Below are 17413 nucleotides of genomic sequence, written 5' to 3' on the forward strand. Positions count from 1 at the left end.
TACTTCAATTTTGTACTGTGTAGTAAAAAAGTTGAGACTGCTAAAAAGCAGCTCCCAGAAAACGTTTGACGGTCCGGTGTCAGCCCGCTAAGAGGTTCGGTGAATGGTTCGGTGAGGCCCTATAAAGTCTGGTGAAGAAGGTAATCCCGGTACAGTTCCGAGTGAAAGCCCGAGTGGGCCCATGTCCGCTAATAAGAGCCTGGTGCGGCATAGACGATGACCGACCAATTTTTGTACCAATCACTACAAAAATATTTGTGAAGGAGTGGATTTTGTATGCCGTTATCCATTTATATTATGGGTCTTATGATTTTCTCCATGACGACCTCCGAGTTTATGGTCGCGGGGATCATGCCTGCACTGTCTGCGGAATTCCAAGTATCGGTGGCAGCGATCGGGTACTTGATCACTGCATATGCCGCGGGGATGATCGTGGGAGGGCCGCTGCTGACCGCTGTCCTGCTGAAAGTGCCGCGAAAGCAATCGTTCATGATCGTCTCCGCCATCTTCTTGGCCGGTCAGGTGCTTGGCGCTATGGCTCCAAGCTACGAGGTGATGATGGCGGCCCGGATCATGACCGGCCTATCCTCCGCCGCGGCCTTCGGCATATCGCTGACGATCTGCTTCAGCCTGGTGGGCCCGAGTGCCAGAGGACGTGCAGCCTCGATCGTTCTAGGCGGATTGATGGTGGCTACCGCCATCGGCCTGCCGCTTGCAATCTGGATCGAACAGCAATTTGGCTGGCGAGCGAGCTTCTGGGCGGTTGTGATTCTATTGCTCATATCGGGACTTATCGGCCTGTTCACGATCCCGTCCATGCCGAAGTCCGAGAAGATCAGCTTTCGGGAGGAGATCGGCGCGCTTAAGAATCCTAGGCTGTGGGCGGCATATTCCACCAGCATGCTGATCATCGGGGGGACCTTCGCCGCGTTCAGCTATTTTTCCCCGATACTCACCGATCTGTCAGGCTTCGGTGCTGAGACCGTACCCATGCTGCTCGGCGTTTACGGCATCGCGACGGTCATCGGCAACATCGTTACCGGCAGGCTGGCGGATCATTACATGATGCCGATTCTGACGATTGGCTTGACCGCACTGACCGCTGCGCTCGTGATGTTCGGCCTGTTCGTTCACAGCCCCGCGATCGCTGTGATCTCCGTTGTGATCGTCGGTCTGGTTGGCGTGCCGATGAACCCTGCGATGGCTACCCGGGTAACGCGCGTAGCCGATACGGGATCCATTGTTACGACGATTCACAGCTCGGTGATCAGCTTGGGGGTCATGGTAGGGTCTTCTTTAGGCGGGCTGACGATTGATGCTGGACTGGGCCTGGCTTCACCGCTTTGGGTCGGCGCCTTGCTAGCCGTTCTGGGCCTGTTGTCCCTGCTGCCGGCTGTACGTGGAGAAGGCCGAGCAAAGCGGGTGACATCCAGCCATTAATCTGGATAAGCCGCCCCCAGCCTGGAAAATAAGGCTGTAGGGCGGCTTGCATCTTTGCTGATCTTCAGCTGAACTGCTTCGTTATGCCTGCCATAAACTCCTCATCCGATGTTTTGCTTCGCAGATCCATCAGGTAATGGGCATCAGCCCCAACCAAATAACGGAAGCGATCGGACGGATCGGTTGCCGCTTCGAAGATCGTTTCCGCTATGAGCTTCGGTTCGGAAGCATGAACGTCAAAGCTGTTCATCTGTTTTTGCAGAACCGTTTCCGTATACGAGGCGTAAGCATCGAGCGACGTATCGGTCAACAGATCGAGGGAGCGTCCGGTAAAATCCGTGGCCACGTTGCCGGGTTCTACGAGCTTCACCTTGATTTGATGAGCAGCCATCTCGTAAAAAAGGGATTCCGAAAAGCCTTCGATGGCCCATTTGCTCGCATGATACAGCGACAGCAGCGGAAAAGCCACTCTTCCGCCAACGGAGGATACATTGATGACCGTACCGCCGTCGCTTTGCCTGAAATGGGGAAGAAGTGCTTGCGTCGTGCGAAGGACCCCAAGTACGTTGACATCGAATTGCCGCTTGATTTGGGCTTCCGTCGCGGCTTCGAATGCGCCTATCGCCGCGTAACCTGCATTATTCAGCAGGACATCGATTTTGCCGAACGCTTTCAGAAAATATACGAGCAATCGCTGCGGTGCGTCGTTTATGTGTCGGATCTCTTCCTGGAAGATCTGAGAGATTCCTACCCGACGCTGTTTGACCGTCTGATTGCAGCACAGCAGATCCGATATCGAAACTTGGAGACTTTTTTCGAGGCAGGGATGGAGCAAGGCGTCTTCAACCGTTTGAATGCCGCATTGTTTATGGTTCAAGATGATGCCGTGCTTCGGCGGATCATGGACCCGCTGTTCTCGATTCATTACGACATGACCTTAAAGCAGGCGTTGATGGACTTTTACCAGTTGAAAAAATACCAGTTGTTCCAGCCGGATCATGTTGATTCCGTGCAGGATTCGAGAACGGAACAGGAGATCGTGAACATTCTGAAGATGATCACGTAATGTCCGACCGGAAACGACCGTTGACATATCGATAATTCACGATATAATGATTCGTATGAAACCAATCGAAATCTTCAAAGCACTGTCCAATGAATCGCGGCTTGATATTTTGCGGTGGCTTAAGGAGCCTGAGCAGCATTTTACGCCCCATGAAGGGATTGATATGAGGGAAATCGGGGTATGCGTGAGCCAGGTGACCGAGAAATTGAATATGACGCAATCGACAGCTTCGCAATATCTGTCCATTTTGCAGCGGGCCGGACTGATCAAGACCGAGCGGATCGGCAAATTTACGTATTACAAGCGTGATGAGGAAGTCATCCGTCAAATCGGCGAATATTTGAAGCAGGAAATATAACCTACAAGAACTGAATGCTTCCTTGGCCAAGGAATATTCAGTCTTGTTCCGCACTACATATCTACATATTACGATATGTATATTTATTGGTTTCATATATCGATATTTTGCGATATTTAAATATATAAGGAGTGGAATTATGAAGAATGCTTGGAAAATATACTTGCTGGCTATCGTGAGTTTTTTAGTAGGGACATCGGAATACATCATCTCGGGGATCTTGGACAAAATCGCGGATTCCCTCGGCATCACCATTACGGCCGCGGGCCAGCTGATTACGATTTTCTCGCTGGTGTACGCCGTTCTGACCCCGGTGTTGATGGCGCTGACCGCGAAGCTGGAACGCCAGCGGCTGCTGGTTTATTCGCTCGGACTGTTTGTTGTTGCGAATCTATTGTCGTTCGCGCTTCCCGGCTATGTTCCCTTTGTCATTGCCCGCATCATTATGGCGATGGGGGCAGGGATGGTGGTCGTCACCGCGCTCGGCATCGCCGCCCGCATCGCACCGCAGGGCAAGCAGGCAAGCTCCATTGCCACGGTTGTCATGGGCTTTACCGCTTCGCTCATTATCGGTGTCCCGCTCGGGCGCGTGACAGCCGCCGCTTTCGGCTGGAAGTCGGTGTTCGGCCTGATTGCCGTTCTGGGTATCGTAGCGATGGTTGTCTTATATAAAGCGATTCCGAAAATTCAAGGCGATGCTCCGGTTCCGCTGCTTCAGCAATTTGCACTGCTTCGAAAGCCGAAAGTGGCGCTCGGTTTGGGAATAACCTTCTTCTGGCTTGGGGGATATTCCGTAGCTTATACGTATCTTTCCCCTTATCTTCTAAGCGTCAGCGGCTTGGGCGAACAATGGATCAGCGCAGCGCTGTTCGCTTTCGGCATTGCGAGCCTGGTCGGGTCGAAATTCGGCGGATACAGCACCGACCGGTGGGGTGTATCCTTGACCCTTACCTTCGGGATGATCATCCACATTTTTGCGTTAGCCCTGCTATCGTTCACGAATGCATCCGCTGCAGCTTTTCCAGTGTTCGCCATGCTGATCCTATGGTCTTTGTCCGCCTGGTCGTCCGGTCCGACACAACAATTCAACCTGGTCCAGCTGGAGCCGGAATCATCCGGAGTCATGCTGGGACTGAACCAGTCGGTGATGCAGCTGTCCATGGCTGCGGGGGCCGGACTCGGCGGTATTGCCGTTAATAGCATATCTCTATCATCAATCACATGGCTTGGGGCAGCGGGTGTTGCGATTGCTGTGGGGCTGGCACTGGTGCTGTTCCGTATCGGGAAGCAGGAGAAGGAGGCCGGACGGACGGTCGTATCTTCCTGATCCTAAGGCTTATTCGCCGATTCCGTCTGCTGCGGTTTCGTGGTATACATCCTCCTCTTCGGCGCGATTTGACGCTCTAAATGGGTCCAAGGTATGATAGGATCAATAGAAAGCGAGAATTTGGCTCCAACTTTGCGGAGGAGGAAATACGTTTGGCTAGACTAAAAGACATTGCCGAGCGGGTCGGGGTATCCATATCCACGGTCTCGCGGGCAATCAGCAACGATACAAGCCGTCCGGTCAGCGAAGACACCAAGCAGAGAATCAGGGAGGCGGCGCTTGAGCTGGGGTATAAGCTTCAGGAACCGATGCAGACAGCACGTGATAATGGAACGGAGATCAAGCGAATCGTCTGTATCGTTCCTCAGCTTCTGATGGATGACCATCCTTATTTCTCGAAGGTTCTTGCAGGCTTCCATGAAAAAATGGAGGAGCTCGGACAGCCTCCGGCCATCGTTCGCACCTGCGAGGAGGTTAGCGATGCAGAACGGCTGCGGCTGATGCTGAAGGAGACCGGGGCCCAGGGCTTGGTTGCGATCAGCTGGTATGACCAGGAATTGTTTGAGCTCATCCAGCAGGAAGGCGTCGCGATTATGGGGGTAAGCTTAAACGATGAAAGCTTGACCGTCCCGGTGGTGGATTGTGACCGGGTGCTGTCCGCCAGATCCGCGGTGCGCCACTTGATTGATCAAGGGCACAAGCGGATCGCTTTTATCGGGGGACCTGCCTATTCCAATCAAATGGAGAGCGAGGAGCGGTATGTCGGCTACAAATTCGCGATCCTTGAAGCGAATCTGGAGCTGCGGAAGGACTGGATCATGAACACGGGCTGGAACGTGGATCGAAGCTTTAGCCATATGAACGATTTGCTGGGCAAGCTGCCGAAGGCGGAATGGCCGACGGCGGTATTTTGCGCAAGCGACATGCTGGCGATTCCGGCCATGCGGGCGGTGATCGAGAACGGCGGCACCATCCCGGGCGATATTGCGATTGTCGGCATGGACAATATCGATGTAGCGCAGTATACGACCCCGCCGCTCACGTCCGTTTCGGTGCCGAAGCATGAAATCGGCAGAGTCGCCGCGAAATCCATCGTCGATTACTTGGACGGACATTTCAAGGCGGCTACCAAAATTTTGCTGCCCTGCTCTTTGATCATTCGGGAGTCCTCCAGATTGGATCGGATATAATAGTTTGGCCGTGTGCAATTCGATCACGAGTAGGAAATAGGCGTAAAAATAGCAGCCGCAAGCTTGCAAAGCTTGCGGCTGTTTTTGCGCTGTTTTTGTAGTGTTTTTTTCTGCTTTTGTATTGTTTTTCAGCTGTATTTGTGATGTTTTTTGCGCCAAAATTCCAGGAATAACACCAAAATTAATCCAAAAAAATGTTTGACAATTACGATGCGGCTATATTATCATGGGAAAAAAATCAAAGGTTTTTGGATATTTTTGATCATGTTTTGGATTTACCCAGCACCTTCCTCTATAGAACTCATTTTGTCTTGTCTTCGTTTATTTTGCTTGTATAACAAGCTTTTATATATACGAGTCACCGTCCCTAAATATCTCGTCTAACCCCATTATTCTAGAAACTGCCTGCTTAAAGAGGTCCAAATTATCATCCAAATGATATCTTTTAATTTGAGTCTATATCCAAAAAGGATTAAACCCCATGTCACATGGGTTTAATGCATAGATAGCTTCATGGTTGCCAATGTGGCACAACGAACAAACCAAAAGGGGGAAGATGGTGGATCTCATTTTCGAAAAAGCTTTATCGTATGCAGGAAGGGGGAAACCTTCATTTTTTTAATCACAAAATTGCAAGCGCTGTCATTTCGGGGCAGTCTACACCGATTTTTCGTCCCCCTACTATTTCTCAATGAGGTGATGCTAAATTGGCCAACACGTCGCTGCAGTCTCCAGCCATCGCGGCAACTGAAACGAAACGCAGCCGCTATAAGTGGAACCGGATCTGGCGTAATTGGCAGCTGTACGTCCTGATCTCTCCGGTCATTGCCTACTACATCCTGTTCCAGTATGTGCCGATGTACGGAATCCAGATTGCATTTAAGGATTTTATTGCAACCCAAGGGATTTGGGGCAGCCCCTGGGTCGGACTCGACCATTTCGAACGGTTTTTCAACGGCTATTATTTCTGGCGCCTGATGAAGAATACGCTCGGAATCGGGCTGTACAGCCTGGCCGTCGGATTCCCGGTGCCGATCATTCTGGCGCTGCTCATGAATGAGGTACGTGCCGAGAAATTCAAGCGATTCGTACAGACGATAACCTACGCACCGCATTTCCTGTCGATCGTCGTGGTCGTCGGGATGATGATGATTTTCCTGTCGCCGCGCTACGGCATCCTCAATCATTTTATTGAGATGTTCGGCGGCAAGGCGATTAATTTCATGACTGAGCCGGGCTGGTTCAAAACGCTGTACGTGCTGTCCGATGTTTGGCAGACCATGGGATGGAGCTCCATTATTTATTTGGCTGCGCTCGCCGGCATCGACAACCAGCTGCATGAAGCCGCGAGGGTGGACGGGGCTACACGGCTCCAGCGGATCTGGCATATTAACATTCCCGGCATCATGCCGACGATCATCATTTTGCTGATATTGAACATCGGAAGCATCATGAGCATCGGCTTTGAGAAGGTGCTGCTGATGCAGAACAATTTGAACATGGAGAGCTCCGACATTATTGCCACCTACGTGTACCGGATGGGGATCCAGAATGCCGAATACAGCTTCTCGGCCGCCGTCGGATTGTTTAATTCCGTCATCAACTTCGTCCTGTTGGTTGTCGTGAACTTTATCTCCAGACGCGTGAGCGAAACAAGTCTTTGGTAGGGGAGGGCGCTTTAGTATCATGCAAATCGAATCCAGGGGAGACCGCATCTTCAACATCATTAATTACACGATCCTGATCCTCGTCACGCTCATTGTCCTGTACCCGCTGCTGTTCGTGCTAAGCGCATCCTTCAGCGATCCGCAGACGGTTCTTCGGGGCGAAATGCTGCTGTGGCCAAAAGGCTTCAATCTGAACTCCTATGTCAAAATATTTCAAAATCAGGATATCATCAGCGGCTTTACCAACACGCTGATCTACACTTCGCTCGGGACGCTCATCAACCTGACAATGACGATTCTTGCGGCTTATCCGCTGTCGCGGAAGGACTTTGTCGGGCGCAATGCGATCATGGCACTGCTCGTTTTCACGATGTTTTTCAGCGGCGGGCTGATCCCGACCTATCTGCTCATCAAGAACCTGGGCATGCTGAATTCACTTTGGGTCATGATCATACCGAACGCCGTATCCATCTGGAACATCATCATTATGCGAACCTTCTTCCAGCAGTCCATTCCGAACGAGCTGCAGGAGGCGGCGACCATCGACGGCTGCTCGAATATCAAAATTTTGACCCGGATCATCCTGCCGCTGTCGATGCCGATCATTGCCGTAACCATTTTGTTCTATGCGGTCGGACACTGGAATGCGTTCTTCAACGCACTCTTGTACTTATCGGATAAGGAGAAATTTCCGCTGCAGCTCATCCTGCGCGAAATTCTCATTCAAGGTCAAACGAATGACATGGTGAAGATGTCGACCGAGTCGGCAATCAAGCAGCAACGGGAAGTGGAAGGCATCAAATATGCGGTTCTCGTTGTCGCGAATTTACCGGTGCTCGCGCTCTACCCGTTTCTGCAGCGGTACTTCGTGAAAGGCGTCATGATCGGAGCCATCAAAGGATAATTCCTTGCATGGATAAATGAATGGATGATGAGAAAAAGGGAGGATGAAGGATGAAGCTGAAGAAATGGGGAGGTCTTCTGCTGACCTGCGTATTGTCGGTATCGCTGGCGGCCGGCTGCGGCCCGAACAATCCGGGAGGGTCGAAGGAAGGGGAAACGCCTGGCGAAACGGCAGCCAATTTGAATCAGACGGGGTTTCCGATCGTGAACGAGCCGATTACGGTGACCGGCTTTGCCGGAAAGTTCTTTGCCAACGCGGATTGGAACAATATCAAGCTTTGGAAGGAGTACGAAAAAACGACCAACATCAAGGTCCAGTGGGACACGGTGCATAAAGACAATTTGGCGGAAAAACGGAATCTGCTCCTCGCCGGCGGCGATTATCCGGAAATGTTCTACGCTTCGGCGTTCCCGCGGGCAGACCTGCTGAAATACGGCAAGCAGGGGGCGTTTATACCGCTGAATGATCTTATCGATCAGTACGCGCCGAACTTTAAGGCCCTCATGGAGAAGTATCCGATCATCGAGAAAGGGATTACGATGCCGGACGGCAATATTTACGGCCTGCCGACGCTGTATGATCCGGAATTCAAATCCGTGCTGTACGGCACGCCGTGGGTGAAGTCGGAATGGCTGACCAAGCTGGGATTATCCGAGCCGCAAACGCTCGATGATTTTTACAATATGCTGAAGGCGTTTAAAGAGAACGATCCGAACGGAAACGGCCAGAAGGACGAAATCGCCTGGGGCGGCGTCGGAGCGGCGGGCATCGTGAATTATTTGCGCGGTTCGTTCGGTCTCAACAATCACGGAACGTCGAATATATACGTCGACTCGGATCCTGAATCCGGAAAGGTCCGGTTCATTCCGACCGATCCGCGGTATAAAGAGCTCCTGCAGTACGTAAACAAGCTGTACAAGGACGGCCTGCTGGAGCAGGACATCATGTCCGTAAAGAGCACCGAGGTGGATGCGAAGGGCGTGGAAGGCCTGCTTGGCGTCGTGGATAATGTGGACCCGGTCGCCATCTATAACCAGGAAGGTTATGTGGGCCTGCCGGTGCTGAAGGGACCGCATGGAGATCAGATGTACACCGCAACCGGATCCCCGCTCGGCAATATCGGCATGTTCGTCCTCACGGATAAAGCGAAACATCCGGAAGCCATGATCCGCTGGATGGATTACTTCTACAGCGATGAAGGCATCAGGCTGTTCTTTATGGGGTGGAAAGACGAGACGTATAAGGAAGATGCGGACGGTAACGTGGATTACGTCGACGAAATCAAGAACAACCCGGACGGGCTGAATCTGGACCAGGCGGTCGGACAATATTTGATCTGGCCGGGCGGCTACTATCCAGGCTTCGTGACGCAGAAGTATTTTAAAGGGGCGGAAGGGCTTCCGACCTCCGTGGAAAATGCGAAAAAAGCCGAGCCTCACGTTATCCCGCAGGACAAAATATGGCCGCCGTTCAACTTTACGGCCGATGAGCAGTCCGAGCTTACCGGCATTCAGACGGACATTACCACCTACGTGGATGAAATGAGGGATAAATTCATTTCAGGCAACGAGTCCTTTGACAATTGGGACCAATATGTCGCCAATCTGCAGAAAATGGGACTCGACCGCTATCTCGCCATTTACGAGTCGGCGGCGGAACGCTACAACCAATAAACAAGATGTTCATACAACTGTGAATGCGTGTGTGAATGCAAAGGAGCGACTTGACATGACACAACTAAAAGCAATCCTGATCGGAGCAGGCGCCCGCGGCGCCGGGGGCTATGCCCCGTATGCGCTGGATTACCCGCATGAGCTGACCTTCGTCGCCGTGGCCGAGGCGGATCCTGTGCGCAGACTCCGGTTCGCCGAGAATCACGGTATCCCGCCGGAACGATGCTATGAATCCTGGGAGCCGCTGCTGGCGGAACCCCGGCTTGCCGATATCGCGGTTATCTGCACGCAGGACCGGATGCATTACGGACCGACGATGCAGGCGCTGAAGCAGAAGTATCATGTGCTGCTGGAGAAGCCGATGTCTCCGGATCCGAAGGAGTGTCTGGAGATGGAGCAGGCGGCAAGGGAGAACGACCGGCTGCTGACCATTTGCCACGTTCTTCGGTATACCCCGTTTTGGAGCACGATCAAGCGCGTGATTCAGCAGGGGACGATCGGGGAGATCGCTTCGATCCAGCTGAACGAGAACGTGGGGTATTGGCATATCGCTCACAGCTTTGTGCGCGGAAACTGGAATAACTCTGACAAGGCGAGCCCGATGATTTTGGCCAAATCCTGTCATGATATGGATGTGCTGTCTTGGCTGATGGACCGGCCCTGCACGCAGGTTACGTCCTTCGGCTCCCTGATGCATTTTCGCGAGGATCAGGCGCCGGAAGGATCGGCTGACCGCTGTCTGGACTGCAAGGTAGAATCCACATGTCCTTACTCGGCCCCCCGGTTCTATTTGAGTGATCAGTACAAGGGATGGGCAGGGCATTTTACGCATGAGCTGACCAAGGCGAATATCATTCAAGGCCTTCGCGATACCGACTACGGACGCTGTGTCTACCGGAGCGACAATAATGTGGTCGATCACCAGGTCGTCAATATGGAGTTTGAGGGCGGGGCCACCGCCATGTTCAGCATGTGCGGGTTCACCTACGAGCAGGAACGCCGAATCCAGATCATGGGGACGCGCGGGGAGCTTCGCGGCGAGGAAGGAACCATCACGGTGTACGACTTTTTGACCGGACAGAAGACGGAAATCTCCATCCCTTCCCAGGCAAGCGGCCACGGCGGCGGCGACAGCGGGATCGTGGCGAGTTTCCTGCAAGAGGTAAGAGGCTATAGCGGCCAGGAGAGCCTGACATCGGCCAGCGCCTCCGTCCGGAGTCATCTCATTGCCTTTGCGGCGGAGGAATCCCGCCTGAACCACGGAAAGTCCATCAACCTGAACGAATATGCGCGGGAGCTGATGGCGCAGGAGTCTGCGTCGAAGTAAAGCTGCGATTGCGACAATAAGCGGGTGGAGTAGTAACGGTAAAGTAAAATATGGGTGGAAGCAAACGTATGGAGGCAAACGTCAATCGTAGGGGATAACAGTAATTGAAGTAATGCGAGTGGAATCAAATGAGTGGGATAGAAAATGATTGAAACGACAGGTGGATTCATAGATACTTGATTGAGTAGATGGATTAGTTGGATTAGTAGGTTAGTGGAAGGAATGGTTAGATGGGGAGACTAGTTTGTTTATTTTCAATATCTCATTATATGAAAAAATCGAAATAAGGTAGATGGAGCGCAGCACCCAAGGTGGTGCTGCTGAGGGCAAGCAACAAGAAGGACTTCGCGCCCTGAAGTGGCGCCCAAGCCAGCAGCAAGTTCCGAAAAGGGACTTGTGAGGCCCGAAGAGGCGCCCAAGCCCAAGCGAGCAACAAGTCCCGAAAAGGCATGAGCGTTGCATAAAACCTATCACAACTTTTGCTGAAGTTACTATTTCTGTAACTACCTGTATCTTTTTCATGGACAAAACAAAAAAAGGCTCCTAATTTAGAAGACGTAGCACGTTGTCCACGACCTCTAAAAAGGAGTCCAAACCATGGATAACGTAACCCAAAACACTGTCGTTCGTCAACTGCTTTCTTTACTGCCTTTGGATGTACACGATCGACTCCTTCATGCCGATCGCTACGCCAAGAAGCTCACCATCAACAAAAGCATTCTCATTTTCATTCTGGCTCAGCTCAACCATTGGCAAAGCTATATCGAGATGGAAGAACAAATTTATGCACATTCTGACATTCGGTCCATCCTCGATCTGCCCAGCATCAGCGCAGCCCAATTGTCACGGAAACTCAGCGAAATCCCGACGGAAATCTTGCACATGCTTTTTCTCCATAGCGTTGCCCGTGTCCAGAAGCTGACGGCTCACCAGCAGGGCATTTCTTCAACCATTGGACCTCTGGCACTCATTGATTCGTCGAAAATCACACTCCCCTTGGTACTTGGGGATTGGGCCAGAGTTTCGCATACCTCCAGCGGGGTAAAGCTGCATGTGCGGCTCGTAGCCGCTTCACCCGAAGTGGTATATCCGGACGCTGTCATCCCATCGACTTTAAACGTAGGCGACCGAGCCGGGGCGGTCGAACTGGTCACCGAGCAGGCGGCAACTTATGTCATGGACCGTGGTTATGATAGCTACAAAAACATGGATAACTGGATGGAGCGCGGCATTCAATTTGTCATGCGAATGAGAGATCGCACCTCAATCCATGTTGTGGAGGAACGAGAAATCCCTCCAGGAAGTCCGATCACACGAGATGCTCTTGTGAACGTAGGTAGCGGTTGGCGCAAGATGAAGGAACGAGTCCGGCTCGTAGAGTTTTATGATGAGCAGGGGCGCTTTTATCGCCTACTTACCTCTCGACAGGACATAACGGCCGAAGAAGTAGCTCATATCTACAAATGCCGATGGCTTATTGAACTTTTCTTTAAATGGATAAAGCAGCATCTGCGCCTAAAAAAACTGCACAGCTATAAGCCGCAAGCGATATGGAACCAGATTTACCTTGCGCTGATCGCTTACGTGCTGGCACAGTATATGCAGCTACGTCTAGAAACCAAGAAAAGCGTTTGGCGTGTCCTTGAATTGTTTCGAATTCACATGTATCATCCGTGGTCCCAGTTCTTGAATGCTCTGTTTCGAGCACCTACGCGAACAACTTCTGGAAAGCCACGCGGTGCACCAAGGAAGGTACCTGAATTACGAACGAGCATTGGCATTTTTAAAACAAGCAAAGTGACTTAGGAAACAAAAATCTTGCACAAAATACATTTTATAGGAAAACGTAGCTACATTTAAGAAAGTGTTGGATCTTTTGGTGTAATTCTCGAAAAAACAACTGTAAATTAATTGTTCTTATTCAGATTTCATCCAAGTGATTGCTGATGTAAAGATTTATGCAACGCTCATGCCGAAAAGGGACTTGTGCGCCCCGAAGAGGCGCCCAAGCTAGCAGCAAGTCCCGAAAAGGGACTTGTGAAGCCCAACGAGGCGCCCAAGCGAGCAGCAAGTCCCGAAAAGGGACTTGTGCGCGCCGAAGAGGCGCCCAAGCGAGCTGAATCCCGGCAACCGGATTCGGCTCGTTTTTCTGTGCATAATGGCGGCTCTGTTCCATACATTGGCACGGAGTCGCAGCCCATTGCATCAATGCGGCTCAAGCCGAATCCGATTGCTTTTTTGATTTTTTGGGCAGCATTTTACGCAAGCCGTGCAAGATGAGCAGCACCAATGGGAAAAGAAAGCCGACGGTGATCGTATATGGAACCCAAATGGTTGCGTCCCATTGCAGCTTGAACGGAACGTTGGGATAAATGAAGACGGAAACGGCGGCCAGAATCCACCCTAGAGGCATGACCAGCGGTTGGTAGTTTTTAATATTGAAAATTTGGCTAATACCGATCACAATGCCGTAGAAATATAAGGAGATGCGAAAAAACAGCGTGATAAACCACATAACCGCCATAACAGCTTCAATGCGCTGAAGAAAATTTCCGATATTGATTTTCTTGGCCAGCATATAACTGGGATACATATTTCTAGCCGTAATGTCCGGGCCAAGGACCAAAATCGATAGCCCAATAATCAAGAATAGCGCGGCAGCACCAACCAAGCTTCCGATATATACGGCTTTGTAGGCTTCCGCCGATCGGTTGACGGCACCTGGAAAGATGACCATCAACACGATGTGAGGCAGGAAGGCAATGCTGACGAAAGAGAGTGCGGCCGGGAAGATAGGGCTGATCCCCGATTCAAGAATGGGTGTCGCATGCTCCCAATGAATCTCCGACAGTAATAAAATGCTCATCGACAGAAACAGGAGCAGGAACCATGGAAACAGCATTTCCGCCGCACGGGCCAGCACCTCCAGCCCCAAGCGCACGCCCAGCACAGCCAGAGCACCGAAGAGGAAAATGATGGCTTGAATCGGGGTTTCCGGCAGCATCTGGATGGTCATGAAGATGCCGATTTCGTGCAATACCGTGGCAGGACCGCCTAGGAACAACGTAAGCAAAAGCAGAAGATTGACCGTTTTGCCGATCCATTTCCCAAACAGCTTCTCGGTCCATTGCATCAAATTTGCTTCCGGGTGCTTTCTGAACAATTGCAGCTGCACCGCCAAGATGATGAATCCGAGACCGCTCCCCGCCAGACAGGCGATCCAGGCATCTTGTTTAGCAATGGAGGCCATTCCCGATGGAACGATGAGAATCGCGCTGCCGATCGTATACAAAGCGGTTAAAATGCTGACCTGGCGCAACGAAATTTTTACTACATGCATCTTTTACCGCTCCTTTTCCTATTGAATCAAACCGAACATTGAGAGCCAATGACTGAACGGTTTGAACACGATCGTTATCAAGGACACTGGGGTAGGGATATCATTGAAGATCGTCTGAGCCACGCTAATGCCTATGCCAATCACCAAGAATGCAATAAACCCCCAGATTTCCCTGTATTCTTGTTCCCGAAGCATTCTCGGCAGTTCAAGCCAGACGATTACGGCGGCAGATACTGCAATTATCGCAATATTTAGCATGGTCCAGCCTCATTCCTTAATATCATTGAGAAAAGTATCATTGGTCGTGCCAGTTCGCCGGATTTTGTAATCCACATGGATATTGGTCTTCAGGTTGGGGAAATATCGTTCATTCCACGTTTTCTCCATCTCTTTCCATTCTCTCGGATGCGAACGGCGAAAGGCTTCTCCGAAGCCGAATATGTCGACTTTAAACTTCGATTGCACTTTATCGACAACAGACTCCAAGCTTCGTTTTAAGTTTTCTTCCATTTCAGCTTCCAGTTCCCTCACGGTCGCGGGCTCAGACAGATCCAAGCCGCTGCACTCCACGGCTCCGATATTCCCCTCCATATTAATCCGGATGTCCATTTCGGGACGAGATTCGACGATTCTTCCCTTCAGCTTACTGTCGGTTCTCAGCGTCTCGATGATAATCTTTCCTTCATTCTTGCAGGGGATAAAGCTTACAGAGCTTTTAACGTCCCCGCTTATTAGTCGATAATTTCTGCTATCCTTTTCGTTTAACCATCCGATCAGCTTGTCGAGTTTGAAAACGGCGAGCCCCGAATATTTCAATTGACCTGGAGTGTCGATGTTTTCCACATTCTTTCTCGTTCTCCCGATATCTCGATCCCCAGTTATGATCAGTCCTGTAAGCACGGGATGCTTTCCGCTGCTGGTGAGGTCGTTGATCAATTCATCCAGTGTGACAGTCATGCTTGCTGACCAAGCTTTCTCGGAGGTCTGAAGGGATTCATAAAGTTTATTGGCAGGGATCGTTTCCATTTGAGTCATAATTTTCAGGGTTTCCTCTGCCGTTGCCCCTCTGGTAATAACAAGGTAGAAATCCGGTCTGAATTCGTGATCCCTGGATAACAGGTCAAGCACTTTGGCAATTCCCTCCCTTGCCATCGCCTCGTCCATCAGAAACATCCGCAAATGGGAAAAATAAATTTTTCGCGGGCTAACCTGCGTCATCCTTCGAGAAGCTTCAAAGATCGTATCGCCTTCAGCCGTATACAAAGTAGCAGGAGCTTGGGGCCCTCCGCTTTTTTTCGAGGTGACCTGCCCGGGAATTGCGACCTGGACGGTTAAACGGTAGCGGTCATCAACCCAGTCAACCCCTGCGGCAACCGCGATGGCCAATTCATTCAATTCTCTGCGGTTCCAGCAACCGCTCAGAAGAAGAGTGACGACGATATGTAAGAGAATCAACGCCAATATCCGTTTCATTGGATTTCCCTCGCTTTCCCGCTGGTCTCAATCTGTCTATTCTCTCGATTTCTGAGGTGGCGTGCGTTTTCTGCGCTTATAATTGGTCTGGTTAATCAATCGGGGGCGGCTTGATAACAACCAGTGCGGCAAACGGAAGATCGAATCTTTTTGCCCCTCCGGAATTAACGGCGCGAAAGGGGACATATATGGAATTCCGAACGACCGAAGGCTGCATAAATGGAGGATAATCGCGATGACCCCGACTAAAATGCCGAACAGCCCGAAGGATCCGGCAAGCGCCATCAGCGGAAACCGGAGCATCCGAAAAGCAATGGACATGTTAAAGGACGGCACCACAAAGCTGGAAATAGCCGTAATGGCAACAACGATGACCATCGCCGGAGAGATGATCCCAGCTTCAACCGCAGCTTGCCCGATGACCAGCGTCCCGACGATGGATATTGCCGAGCCGATATTTTTCGGCAGCCGTACCCCCGCTTCCCTCAGAATCTCGAAGGTTAGTTCCATAAGGACGGCCTCGACGAACGCAGGAAACGGGACTTGCTCCCGCTGACCGGCCAATCCGAATATAAGCCGCGTCGGCAGCATTTCCTGATGAAAAGTAGTAATGGCTATATAGAGAGAAGGCCCAAGCAAAGAAATGAAGATGCTCAGGTAACGCAGCAAACGCAGGAAAGAACTGATATCCGCACGCTGGTAGTAATCCTCCGCCGCATGCAGGAACGAAACAAAAAGTGCCGGAACGATCAGAACGAACGGGGTTCCGTCCACGAGAATGGCGATTTTTCCTTCCAGCAGCTCGGCCGCGATCACATCGGGACGCTCGGTATTATAAACCGTGGGGAATGGGGACAGGGTCTTGTCCTGGATCAGCTCCTCGATATAACCGCTCTCCAAAATGCTGTCCACGTCGATTCGATCAAGCCGGGTGCGGACCTCCTCGACAATCTTGTCATTGGCAATGCCATGAATGTACATGATGGCAACATCGGTTTGGGTAATTCGACCGATCTGCTTCGTTTCCATCCACAGATTCGGATCCTTGATCTTTCGGCGGATCAAGGCCGTGTTGGTTCGCAGCGACTCCGAGAAGGATTCGCGTGGACCGCGGACGACATTTTCCGCCGAGGTTTCCATGACCCCGCGGTCCTTCCAACCCCGGGTGCCTGCCGCGATCCCCCGATCCAAGCCGTCAATCAGAAAAATCGTGTCTCCTGACAATAGAGCATGGAACAGCTTTTTATAATCGGTTATCGTCTGGATCTCATGATTGACGAGAGAGACTTTTTCTAATATTTTTTGCCCGTCGAAAGGCTGCGAATATTCGTTATCTTCCTTTACGAGGGATTTTGTAATGTCCGCCACGACCATCATGACGGATTCCGAGATGACTTTTTGGTCGGCCAAGCCGTCCGTATAGAGGATCGCCATATAATGTTTTTCCTCTTCATCAAGCGGAATTTCCCTGATCACGATATCGGTGCTGTTGCCGAGGGTGGTTCGGATATGCTCCAGGCTGCTTGTGATATCCGGTTTTAAAGCATCGGTATCATTCGTCGATGAGTTGGCCGGTGGGATTTCCTTGGTAGTGTTTTTGCTGGAATGGCCGGTTCTTCTTCGATACCGCATGGGAATATCCTTCCTC

At 51.2% G+C, this 17413-nt stretch carries 15 protein-coding genes; 10 read left to right on the forward strand and 5 right to left on the reverse strand.

All coding sequences use genetic code 11. From position 1 onward, the window contains the following. Nucleotides 1-276 precede the first annotated feature (276 nt). Nucleotides 277-1440 carry an MFS transporter gene (locus NST44_RS12870; RefSeq protein ID WP_007127533.1) on the forward strand — a complete coding sequence of 388 codons (1164 nt, stop codon included), beginning with the start codon at nucleotides 277-279 and terminating at the stop codon, nucleotides 1438-1440. 64 nt (nucleotides 1441-1504) lie between these two features. Here the strand turns inward: NST44_RS12870 and NST44_RS12875 are convergent, their stop codons facing one another. Continuing rightward, nucleotides 1505-2131 (reverse strand): SDR family NAD(P)-dependent oxidoreductase, encoded by a 627-nt coding sequence (locus NST44_RS12875; RefSeq protein WP_050953980.1) that lies wholly within the window; start codon nucleotides 2129-2131, stop codon nucleotides 1505-1507. A gap of 21 nt (nucleotides 2132-2152) precedes the next feature. Between NST44_RS12875 and NST44_RS12880 the strand changes: the two genes are divergently transcribed. From NST44_RS12880 to NST44_RS12920, 9 genes are all read left to right on the forward strand, one after another. Further along, nucleotides 2153-2506, forward strand: coding sequence for a hypothetical protein (locus NST44_RS12880; protein WP_050953981.1), 354 nt, complete (start codon nucleotides 2153-2155; stop codon nucleotides 2504-2506). 55 nt (nucleotides 2507-2561) lie between these two features. After that, entirely contained in the window at nucleotides 2562-2864 is a 303-nt protein-coding gene (locus tag NST44_RS12885; protein WP_007127535.1) for an ArsR/SmtB family transcription factor, read from the forward strand. A 139-nt stretch (nucleotides 2865-3003) separates the two neighbouring features. Continuing rightward, on the forward strand, nucleotides 3004-4191 hold the full coding sequence (locus NST44_RS12890; RefSeq protein ID WP_007127536.1) for an MFS transporter: 1188 nt from the start codon (nucleotides 3004-3006) through the stop codon (nucleotides 4189-4191). A 152-nt stretch (nucleotides 4192-4343) separates the two neighbouring features. Next, the gene (locus NST44_RS12895; protein ID WP_007127537.1) at nucleotides 4344-5381 is read left to right on the forward strand and encodes a LacI family DNA-binding transcriptional regulator; all 1038 of its coding nucleotides are present in this window, start codon (nucleotides 4344-4346) and stop codon (nucleotides 5379-5381) included. A 707-nt stretch (nucleotides 5382-6088) separates the two neighbouring features. Beyond that, on the forward strand, nucleotides 6089-7048 hold the full coding sequence (locus NST44_RS12900) for an ABC transporter permease (protein ID WP_007127538.1): 960 nt from the start codon (nucleotides 6089-6091) through the stop codon (nucleotides 7046-7048). A 19-nt stretch (nucleotides 7049-7067) separates the two neighbouring features. Beyond that, nucleotides 7068-7952 (forward strand): carbohydrate ABC transporter permease, encoded by an 885-nt coding sequence (locus NST44_RS12905; RefSeq protein WP_007127539.1) that lies wholly within the window; start codon nucleotides 7068-7070, stop codon nucleotides 7950-7952. 50 nt (nucleotides 7953-8002) lie between these two features. Beyond that, nucleotides 8003-9625, forward strand: a complete 1623-nt coding sequence (locus tag NST44_RS12910; protein WP_007127540.1) for an extracellular solute-binding protein — start codon at nucleotides 8003-8005, stop codon at nucleotides 9623-9625. Nucleotides 9626-9680: 55 nt separating this feature from the next. Then, the gene (locus tag NST44_RS12915; RefSeq protein WP_007127541.1) at nucleotides 9681-10952 is read left to right on the forward strand and encodes a Gfo/Idh/MocA family protein; all 1272 of its coding nucleotides are present in this window, start codon (nucleotides 9681-9683) and stop codon (nucleotides 10950-10952) included. A 597-nt stretch (nucleotides 10953-11549) separates the two neighbouring features. Beyond that, nucleotides 11550-12758 carry an IS4 family transposase gene (locus tag NST44_RS12920; protein ID WP_213617303.1) on the forward strand — a complete coding sequence of 403 codons (1209 nt, stop codon included), beginning with the start codon at nucleotides 11550-11552 and terminating at the stop codon, nucleotides 12756-12758. 409 nt (nucleotides 12759-13167) lie between these two features. On the opposite strand, the gene NST44_RS12925 is transcribed toward NST44_RS12920, so the two are convergent. From NST44_RS12925 to NST44_RS12940, 4 genes are read right to left on the reverse strand one after another with little or no spacing between them, the layout of a single operon-like run. After that, nucleotides 13168-14292 (reverse strand): GerAB/ArcD/ProY family transporter, encoded by a 1125-nt coding sequence (locus NST44_RS12925; protein WP_213613527.1) that lies wholly within the window; start codon nucleotides 14290-14292, stop codon nucleotides 13168-13170. An 18-nt stretch (nucleotides 14293-14310) separates the two neighbouring features. Then, nucleotides 14311-14550, reverse strand: a complete 240-nt coding sequence (locus NST44_RS12930) for a hypothetical protein (protein ID WP_213613525.1) — start codon at nucleotides 14548-14550, stop codon at nucleotides 14311-14313. A gap of 9 nt (nucleotides 14551-14559) precedes the next feature. Continuing rightward, complete coding sequence (locus tag NST44_RS12935; RefSeq protein ID WP_007127545.1) at nucleotides 14560-15765, reverse strand: Ger(x)C family spore germination protein; 1206 nt, start codon at nucleotides 15763-15765, stop codon at nucleotides 14560-14562. A gap of 36 nt (nucleotides 15766-15801) precedes the next feature. After that, on the reverse strand, nucleotides 15802-17397 hold the full coding sequence (locus tag NST44_RS12940; protein WP_213613523.1) for a spore germination protein: 1596 nt from the start codon (nucleotides 17395-17397) through the stop codon (nucleotides 15802-15804). Nucleotides 17398-17413: the final 16 nt, after the last annotated feature.

The organism is Paenibacillus sp. FSL W8-0919 (assembly GCF_038003785.1).
GTDB classification, from domain to species: domain Bacteria; phylum Bacillota; class Bacilli; order Paenibacillales; family Paenibacillaceae; genus Paenibacillus_AQ; species Paenibacillus_AQ lactis.